The 9,436-nt window shown below is 63.7% G+C and carries 6 protein-coding genes; 2 read left to right on the top strand and 4 right to left on the bottom strand.

The annotated features are described in order from the left end of the window. The 4 genes from L995_RS00845 to L995_RS00825 form a co-directional block, all read right to left on the bottom strand. On the bottom strand, positions 1-405 hold a 405-nt coding region (locus L995_RS00845; protein WP_047468214.1), incomplete at its 3' end, for a formate dehydrogenase subunit gamma. After that, positions 402-1,331: a formate dehydrogenase subunit beta gene (fdxH, locus tag L995_RS00840; protein ID WP_012205325.1), complete on the bottom strand. Its 930-nt coding sequence runs from the start codon at positions 1,329-1,331 to the stop codon at positions 402-404. The genes L995_RS00845 and fdxH, both read right to left, overlap by 4 nt. Before the next feature lie 10 nt (positions 1,332-1,341). Then, positions 1,342-4,407 carry a formate dehydrogenase-N subunit alpha gene (gene fdnG / locus L995_RS00835; RefSeq protein ID WP_156135959.1) on the bottom strand — a complete coding sequence of 1,022 codons (3,066 nt, stop codon included), beginning with the start codon at positions 4,405-4,407 and terminating at the stop codon, positions 1,342-1,344. A 355-nt stretch (positions 4,408-4,762) separates the two neighbouring features. After that, entirely contained in the window at positions 4,763-5,950 is a 1,188-nt protein-coding gene (locus L995_RS00825) for an AI-2E family transporter (RefSeq protein ID WP_016446855.1), read from the bottom strand. A 231-nt stretch (positions 5,951-6,181) separates the two neighbouring features. On the opposite strand from L995_RS00825, the gene L995_RS00820 reads away from it, so the two are divergent. Together L995_RS00820 and L995_RS00815 are read left to right on the top strand one after the other, a co-directional pair. Beyond that, positions 6,182-9,061, top strand: coding sequence for a 2-oxoglutarate dehydrogenase E1 component (locus L995_RS00820; RefSeq protein WP_016446856.1), 2,880 nt, complete (start codon positions 6,182-6,184; stop codon positions 9,059-9,061). A gap of 54 nt (positions 9,062-9,115) precedes the next feature. After that, on the top strand, positions 9,116-9,436 hold a 321-nt coding region (locus L995_RS00815; protein WP_047468202.1), incomplete at its 3' end, for a biotin/lipoyl-containing protein.

Here is a 9,436-nt window from a genome sequence, read left to right as displayed (position 1 = left end):
CATGAGCGCGCCGGTCACGGTGATCGCCAGCATGCCGATGACCAGGCCCCAGAACAGCAGCTTCTGGCCGCCGTTGTACTTGCCCTGCTCGGGCATGTCGTGGTCGTCGCCGTCGATCATCTTGTTGACGTTCTTGAGCCACTCGATGTCGCGCGGCTCGACCACGTTCAGGCGCCAGAAGCGCAGCGCCATGATGATGAAGAACAGCGCCATCACCACCCCGATGTAGGGGTGCAGGATGCGTGTCCACGGCCCGCCGCCGAACAGCTGCGTGAGCGGGAAGAAGGCCGGGTGGAAGAACGCCAGGCCCGACAGTGCCAGCAGGATGAAGCAGATGCCGACCACCCAGTGGTTGGCACGCTCCGATGCGTTGTAGCGCACCAGGTCACGTGGGTTGCGTTTCATCGGCGGGCCTCCTTTTCAGCGGCTTCCTGGTCCTTGCGGTCCATTTCGTCTTCCAGTTCCTTGGACACGTCGTTCGGGCCCTTGGTGATGTAGTGGAACAGGCTGCCGACGGCAGCTGCGCCCAGCGCGGCCATGGCCAGCGGCTTGGCCACGCCCTTCCACAGGGACACCATGGGGCTGATCTTCGGGTCGTCGGGCAGGCCCTTGTACAGCGAAGGCTTGTCCGCGTGATGCAGCACGTACATCACATGGGTGCCGCCCACGCCCTGCGGGTCATACAGGCCCGCCTCGGCATAGCCGCGCCGCTTGAGGTCGCCGATGCGGTGCTCGGCCTGGTCCTTCATCGCCTCCTTGGTGCCGAACATGATGGCGCCGGTGGGACAGGTCTTGACACAGGCAGGCTCCCGGCCGACGGCCACGCGGTCCGAGCACAGCGTGCACTTGTAGGCCTTGTGGTCCTTCTTGGAGATACGCGGGATGTTGAACGGGCAGCCCGTGACGCAGTAGCCGCAGCCCACGCACTGGTCCTGCTGGAAGTCCACGATGCCGTTGCTGTACTGCACGATGGCGCCCGGCGAGGGGCAGGCCTTCAGGCAGCCCGGGTCCTCGCAGTGCATGCAGCCGTCCTTGCGGATCAGCCACTCCAGGTTGCCGGTCGCTTCGTTCTCGTACTCGGTAAAGCGCATGACGGTCCACGACTGATCGGTCAGATCGGTCGGGTTGTCATAGACGCCGGCCGCGCAGGTGCCGATTTCGTCGCGCAGGTCGTTCCACTCCATGCAGGCGGTCTGGCAGGCCTTGCACCCGATGCACTTGGAGACATCGATGAGCTTGGCCACCTCGCCGCTGTGCGTTTCGCGCGCACTGGGAGCAGGCGTCGTCGTGGCCGAGCGACGCTTGATATCGAGAGACATGGTTGATGACATCAGCTGCTCCTTAAACCTTTTCCACCTTCACGAGGAAGGTCTTGGATTCCGGGGTAAGGCTGTTGCCATCGCCCACCGATGCCGTCAGGTTGTTGGCCATGTAGCCCTTGCGGCCCGTCGACGAGAAGCCCCAGTGAATGGGCACGCCCACGTGGTGGATGGTCTTGCCATCGATCTTCATGGGCTTGATGCGCTTGGTCACCACGGCGGCGGCCTTGACGAAGCCGCGCTTGGAGCTGACCTTCACATGCTGGCCCGTCTCGATGCCCAGTTCCTTGGCCAGCGCCTCGCCGATTTCCACGAACTGCTCGGGCTGAACGATGTTGTTCAACTGAACGTGCTTGGTCCAATAGTGGAAGTGCTCGGTCAGGCGGTACGTCGTGCCCACATGCGGGAACTCGCTGGGCGAGCCTGCCGAATCCTTGGCGGAGTCGAAGATGCGGGCGGCCGGGTTGATGACAGCCAGCTTGTTGTCGGGATACATGGGGTTGTATCCCAGCGGGTTGTCGAAGGCCTCGTAGTGGGTGGGGAACGGTCCCTCGTTCATGCCCTTGCGGGCGAAGAAGCGCGCCACGCCCTCGGGGTTCATGATGAACGGATCGGTGGTCTCAGGCGGCATGGTCGGACCCATGTCGGGCACGTCGGCGCCGCCCCAGGTCTTGCCGTTCCAGCGGATCAGCGTGCGCTGAGGATTGAACGGCTGGCCGTTGCGGTCGCACGAGGCACGGTTGTAGAGCACGCGGCGGTTGGCCGGCCAGGCCCAGGCCCAGTTCAGCGTATTGCCTATGCCCGTAGGGTCGCTGTTGTCGCGTCGGGCCATCTGGTTGCCGGACGAGGTCCAGCAGCCAGCCCAGATCCAGCAGCCGCCCATCGTCGTGCCGTCGTCGCGCATCTCGCCGAAGCCGGCGAGCTGCTCGCCGGCCTTGCGGATGAGCTTGGTCGGGTCCTTGGGGTCGAACAGGTCCACCAGCGCGCGGCCGTTGTACTCCTTGGCGATCTCTTCCGAAGTCGGATGATCGGCATGGGCATACGGCCACCACAGCTTGGTGATCGGCTCGGGGAACTTGCCGCCGTCCTTCTCGTAGGCCTGCTTCAGGCGCAGGTGCAGGGCCGACATGATGGCGATGTCGGTCTTGGCTTCGCCCGGGGGCTCGGCCGCCTTCCAGTGCCACTGCAGCACGCGCGAGGAACTGACGACGGCGCCGTCTTCCTCGGCAAAGCAGGTCGTGGGCAGGCGGAACACCTCGGTCTGGATGGATGCCGAATCCACGTCGTTGAACTCGCCGTGGTTCTTCCAGAACTCCGACGTTTCGGTGACCAGCGGGTCCATGATCACCAGGAACTTCAGCTTCTTGAGGCCTTCGCGCACATTGTTGCTGTTCGCAAGAGCCGCCAGCGGGTTGAAGCCCTGGGCGATGTAGCCGTTGATCTTGCCCTGCGCCATCATGTCGAACACCTGCAGCATGTCGTACTGCTTGTCCAGCTTGGGCAGGTAGTTGAAGGCCCAGTTGTTCTCGGCCGTGGCCGCCGGTCCCCACCAGGCCTTCATCAGGCTCACGTGGAACTTGGGCGTGTTCGACCAGTAGTTCATCTGGCCCGGGCGCATGGCCTTGGGCGTGCGCGCGTCGATGTACTTCTGGTAGTCCTGCTCGCCTTCGTTGGGCAGCGTCAGATAGCCTGGCAGCGAGGCCGACAGAATCCCCAGGTCCGTCAGGCCCTGGATGTTGGAGTGCCCGCGCAGCGCATTCATGCCGCCGCCGGCCACGCCGATGTTGCCCAGCAGCAGTTGCACCATGGCGCCCGTGCGCAGGATCTGCGCACCCGTGGTGTGTTGTGTCCAGCCCAGTGCGTACAGGATGGTTGCGGCGCGGCCCGGCACTGCCGTCGAAGCCAGCTTCTCGCACACATGCAGGAATTTTTCCTTGGGCGTGCCGCAGGCGCTCTCCACCTTCTCGGGCGTATAGCTGGCGTAGTGGCGCTTGAGCCATTGGTACACGCAGCGCGGATGCTGCAGGCTGGCGTCCACCTTCACGTAGCCGTCGGCGTCGAGTTCATAGTCCCAGCTGGACTTGTCGTACTTGCGGGTCTGCGGGTCGTAGCCCGAGAAGATGCCCTCGTCGAACGCAAACTCCTCCTTCACGATGTACGAGAAGTCGGTGTAGTTCCTCACGTATTCGTGATGGATCTTGTCGTTCGTCAGCAGATAGTTGATCACGCCACCCAGGAACACGATGTCCGAGCCCGACCGGATGGGGGCGTAGAAATCGGCCACGGAGGCGGAGCGGTTGAAGCGCGGATCGACCACCATGAAGTGCGCACTGTTGTGCTCCTTCGCTTCGGTCACCCACTTGAAACCGCAGGGATGTGCTTCAGCGGCATTGCCGCCCATGATCAGGATAACGTCCGCGTTCTTGATGTCGACCCAATGGTTCGTCATCGCTCCACGGCCAAACGTCGGGGCAAGACCTGCCACCGTCGGGCCGTGTCAGACACGTGCTTGGTTATCGAGTGCGAGCAGGCCCCAGGAGCGGGCTACCTTGTGTGTGACGTAGCCGGCTTCGTTGCTGGAGGCCGAGGCGGCCAGCATGCCGGTGGTCAGCCAGCGGTTCACCGTCTGGCCCTTGTCGTTTTGCTCGACGAAGTTCGCGTCGCGGTCGTCCTTGAGCAGCTTGGTGATGCGGGTCAGCGCCTCATCCCAGGACATGCGCTTCCACTCGGTGGAGCCGGGCGCGCGGTACTCGGGATACTTCAGGCGGTGCGGGCTGTGGACGAAGTCCAGCAGCGATGCGCCCTTGGGGCACAGCGTTCCGCGGTTGACGGGGTGGTCGGGATCTCCCTCGACGTGGATCACCGACAGCTTGGCGTTCTTGACGCCATCGCTCAGCGAATACATCAGGATGCCGCAGCCTACCGAACAGTAGGTGCAGGTCTGGCGGGTGACCGTGGTGGCGGCCAGCTTGAACTGGCGCACTTCAGCCAGGGCGGCCGTGGGCGAGAAGCCCATCAACGCCAGGCTGGATCCGGCCAGAGTCGAACCAGTCACTTTCATGAACTGGCGTCTGGAGAATTGGACCATGTGGGGTACCTTCTAATAGAAATTGACGCTTGTAAGCAAATTCTACGAGTGCACCCCGAAAACAATCCGGGAAATAACCCTTAATCCCGAGTCGGCCTGTGCGGCATTCATGCGCGGCCTCCCCGCTGCACCTTGCTGCGCGGGGCTTGCCGGCCCGGTGTCCGGCTGATTCATCAGTTGAATTGATTATCTGGTTTGAAGGCTTCGGATATTTTGTTTTATATCAATCCGGTATTCATTGGCTGGCTGAATGGCATCGATCAATACAGTCTATTGGGTGAATGCGAACCATTTGCGTCGATTGAATTGCCGAATGGGGTTTTTGGCCTCCCCCGGGAGCGGAGGCCGGGGTGGATCAGCGTGCCGGCGGGCCCGGATCGCGCGGGGCATGCTTGAGGCCCAGATCATCCGACGTCTGATATTCAGCATGCGCCAAACCCGTCTTGTTCACCGATGGGTTCACCGTTTGGGCCATTTGGCGGCGCCTTTCCTCATCCTGCAGCTGCATGCGCGTGAACATGTCCCAGATTGCCATGAACAGCGCCGCGATCACGGGTCCTATCACAAAACCCGTCAGTCCGAAGAGAGCCATGCCGCCCAGTGTCGAGATCAGCACGATGTAGTCGGGCATCTTGGTGTCCTTGCCCACCAGCAGCGGGCGCAGCACGTTGTCCACCAGTCCGATCACCAGCACGCCGTAGGCGATCAGGATCAGGCCCTTGCCCATGTCACCGGTGGCCAGGAAGTAGATGGCCACCGGTGCCCAGATCAGGCCGGCGCCCACGGCGGGCAGCAGCGACAGGAACGCCATCACCACGCCCCACAGCACGGGCCCCTGGATGCCCAGAATCCAGAAGATCAGCCCGCCCAGCGCGCCCTGGGCGGCCGCCACGGCCAGGTTGCCCTTGACGGTGGCGCGGATCACGGTGGTGAACTTGCTCGACAGCTCGGCCTTGTGGTCGGACTGCAGCGGGATGGCCATGCGGATGCGCTGTGTCAGGTCGCGGCCGTCACGCAGCAGGAAGAACAGCAGGTACAGCATCACGCAGAAGCCGACCAGAAACCCGAAGGTGTTCTGGCCTATGCCCAGCGCCTTGGTGGCGGCCAGCTTGGAGGCCTGCATGGCGATGCTGGACAGCTTGTCCTGCAGCTCGGCCAGCGAACCCAGGTGCAACCGCTCCAGCCAGGGTGTGACCCAGGAGGGCAGGGCGTCCATGATCTGTTGCACATAGGTGCCTGCATCCAGGTTGCCGCTGTTGACGCGCTCATAGATCAACGAGGCCTCGCGCACCAGCGAGGCGCCGATCAGCGCCAGCGGCAGGATGGCCACCACCAGGCACAGCAGCAGGGTGGACAGGGCGGCGAGATTGGTGCGCCGTGGCATGCGCGCCAGCAGGCGCCGGTGCAGCGGCGAAAACAGGATGGCCAGGGCGACGCCCCAGAAGATGGCCCCCATGAACTCCCAGAGCACGGCACCGAAGCCTATGGTTGCCGCAATCAGCAGCAGCATGAAAGTGCGTTTGTGTAGGGGCAGCAGGTTCATCTGGCGGTCCGTTCGGAAGATGCGCCAATGTACGCGACTGCGGGAACTCCCGGAGAGTTCAGGTAATCACTTGGTAACTGCCCTGCTGCGATGTTTGAACGGTGGCACAATGGCGGTCGCAACCAGGCCCTTCCCCAGCCACAGTCGCATCCGCCAATCGGTACAGCCGTGTCGCGGAAGGTTCCACAAACCAGCTAATGCCTCCCTCAGGGAGGCTGAGGTCAGCGCAATATGAGCGATCAGACGTCGGTCTACCAAGCCTACCAAGGCAATACCTACCTCTTCGGCGGCAATGCCCCCTACGTCGAAGAAATGTACGAAAACTACCTGGCCAATCCCGGTAGCGTGCCGGATTCCTGGCGCGAGTACTTTGATGCACTGCAACATGTGCCCGCAGTCGATGGCACCGACGCCAAGGACGTTCCACACCAGCCCGTCATCAACGCTTTCGCCGAGCGCGCCAAGCAAGGCGGCACCAAGGTGGTCGTGGCCTCCGGCGCCGACTCCGAGCTGGGCCGCAAGCGCACCGCCGTCCAGCAACTGATCGCCGCCTACCGCAATGTCGGCGCACGCTGGGCCGATCTGGACCCCCTCAAGCGCACCGAGCGCCCCGAAATTCCCGAGCTGGAGCCGTCGTTCTACGGCTTCACCGATGCCGACCAGGAAACGGTGTTCAACACGAGCAACACCTTCTTCGGCAAGGAAAGCATGTCCCTGCGCGAGCTGATGAACGCTCTGCGCGAAACCTACTGCGGCACCATCGGCTCCGAGTACATGTATGCCACGGACCAGACGCAAAAGCGCTGGTGGCAGCAAAAGCTGGAAACCAGCCGTACCAAGCCCAGCTTTGATGCCAGCCGGAAAAAGCGCATCCTTGACCGCCTGACGGCTGCCGAAGGCCTGGAACGCTACCTGCACACCAAGTACGTCGGCCAAAAGCGCTTCTCGCTGGAAGGTGGCGAGAGCTTCATCGTCGCCATGGACGAGCTGATCAACGCTGCCGGCCAGAAGGGCGTGCAGGAAGTCGTGATCGGCATGGCCCACCGCGGCCGCCTGAACGTGCTGGTCAACACCCTGGGCAAGATGCCCAAGGACCTGTTCGCCGAGTTCGACCACACCGCCCCCGAGGACCTGCCCGCCGGTGACGTGAAGTACCACCAGGGCTTCAGCTCCGACGTGTCCACCGCAGGCGGCCCCGTCCACCTGTCGCTGGCCTTCAACCCCTCGCACCTGGAAATCGTCAACCCCGTGGTCGAAGGCTCGGTGCGCTCGCGCATGGACCGCCGCGACGACCCGCACGGCAAGCAGGTGCTGCCCGTGCTGGTGCACGGCGATGCAGCCTTCGCCGGCCAGGGCGTGAACCAGGAAACCCTGGCGCTGGCCCAGACCCGTGGCTACACCACGGGCGGCACGGTGCACATCATCATCAACAACCAGATCGGCTTCACCACCTCCGATCCGCGCGACACCCGCTCCACGCTGTACTGCACCGACATCGTCAAGATGATCGAGTCGCCCGTGCTGCACGTCAACGGCGATGATCCGGAAGCCGTGGCGCTGGCCGTGCAGCTGGCCCTGGAGTTCCGCATGGAATTCTCCAAGGACGTGGTCGTGGACATCGTCTGCTTCCGCAAGCTGGGCCACAACGAGCAGGACACCCCCGCGCTGACCCAGCCGCTGATGTACAAGAAGATCGGCGCCCACCCCGGCACCCGCAAGCTGTACGCCGACAAGCTGGCCGCACAGGGCCTGGGCGAATCGCTGGGCGACGACATGGCCAAGGCCTACCGCGCCGCCATGGACGAAGGCCGCCACACCGTGGACCCGGTGCTGACCAACTTCAAGAGCAAGTACGCCGTGGACTGGAGCCCGTTCCTGGGCAAGACCTGGACGGACGCCGGCGACACCGCCATCCCGCTGACGGAATGGAAGCGCCTGGCCGAACGCATCACCACCATCCCCGAGACCGTGACGCCGCACGCGCTGGTCAAGAAGGTCTATGACGACCGCGCAGCCATGGGCCGCGGCGAAGTCAACGTGGACTGGGGCATGGGCGAGCACATGGCCTTCGCATCGCTGGTCGCATCGGGCTACCCCGTGCGCCTGTCGGGCGAGGACTGCGGCCGCGGCACCTTCACGCACCGCCACTCGGTCATCCATGACCAAAAGCGCGAGAAGTGGAGCGAAGGCACCTACATCCCGCTGCAGAACGTGGCCGACAGCCAGGCTCCGTTCACCGTCATCGACTCCATCCTGTCCGAAGAAGCCGTGCTGGGCTTCGAGTACGGCTATGCGTCGAACGACCCCAACACCCTGGTGATCTGGGAAGCCCAGTTCGGCGACTTCGCCAACGGCGCCCAGGTCGTGATCGACCAGTTCATCGCCTCCGGTGAAGTCAAGTGGGGCCGCATCAACGGCCTGACGCTGATGCTGCCGCACGGCTACGAAGGCCAGGGCCCCGAGCACAGCTCGGCGCGCCTGGAGCGCTTCATGCAGCTGGCCGCCGACGCCAACATGCAGATCGTGCAGCCGACCACGGCCAGCCAGATCTTCCACGTGCTGCGCCGCCAGATGGTGCGCCCGCTGCGCAAGCCGCTGGTCATCATGACCCCCAAGTCGCTGCTGCGCAACAAGGACGCCACCTCGCCGCTGTCCGAGTTCACCAGCGGCGGTTTCCAGACCGTGATCCCTGAGCAGGACGAAGCCGTCGTGAAGAACGCGGCCAAGGTCAAGCGCGTGATCGCATGCTCCGGCAAGGTCTACTACGACCTGGTCAAGAAGCGCACCGAGAAGGAAAGCAAGGACGTCGCCATCATCCGCGTCGAGCAGCTGTACCCCTTCCCGCACAAGGCTTTCGCCGCTGAACTGAAGAAGTTCGGCAACGCCACCGACATCGTCTGGTGCCAGGACGAGCCGCAGAACCAGGGCGCTTGGTTCTTCGTGCAGCACTACATCCACGAGAACATGCTCGATGGCCAGAAGCTGGGCTACTCCGGCCGCGCTGCCTCGGCATCGCCCGCCGTGGGATACGCCCACCTGCACCAGGAGCAGCAAAAGGCCCTGGTGGAAGGCGCGTTCTCCAAGCTCAAGGGTTTTGTCCTGAACAAGTAAGGCAGCCCCCACCCGCTACGTATCAGTACAGAACACTTTTGGAAAGAATCACAAATGGCTATCGTTGAAGTCAAAGTTCCCCAGCTGTCCGAGTCCATCGCTGAGGCCACCATGCTGACCTGGAAGAAGAAGGCCGGCGAAGCGGTTGCAGTCGATGAGATCCTCATCGAGATCGAAACCGACAAGGTCGTGCTCGAAGTGCCCGCGCCCGCCGCTGGCGTGCTGGCCGAGATCGTGCAAGGTGACGGCGCCACCGTGGTGGCCGAGCAGCTGATCGCCAAGATCGACACCGAAGGCGTGGCCGGTGTGGCCGCTGCCGCTCCTGCAGCCGCCCCCGCCGCTGCAGCCGCTCCCGCTGCAGCGCCCGCAGCCGCG

Source organism: Delftia sp. ZNC0008, from assembly GCF_000799035.1.
GTDB lineage: Bacteria > Pseudomonadota > Gammaproteobacteria > Burkholderiales > Burkholderiaceae_C > Comamonas > Comamonas tsuruhatensis.
Note: the sequence above shows the minus strand (reverse complement) of the source record. Positions and strands in the feature narration are given on the sequence as shown.

Excerpts from the sequence above, each read along its gene's own strand:
- L995_RS00820 (WP_016446856.1), top strand. The coding sequence starts at position 6,182 with ATGAGCGATCAGACGTCGGTCTACCAAGCCTACCAAGGCAATACCTAC.
- fdxH (WP_012205325.1), bottom strand. The coding sequence starts at position 1,331 with ATGTCATCAACCATGTCTCTCGATATCAAGCGTCGCTCGGCCACGACG.
- L995_RS00825 (WP_016446855.1), bottom strand. The coding sequence starts at position 5,950 with ATGAACCTGCTGCCCCTACACAAACGCACTTTCATGCTGCTGCTGATT.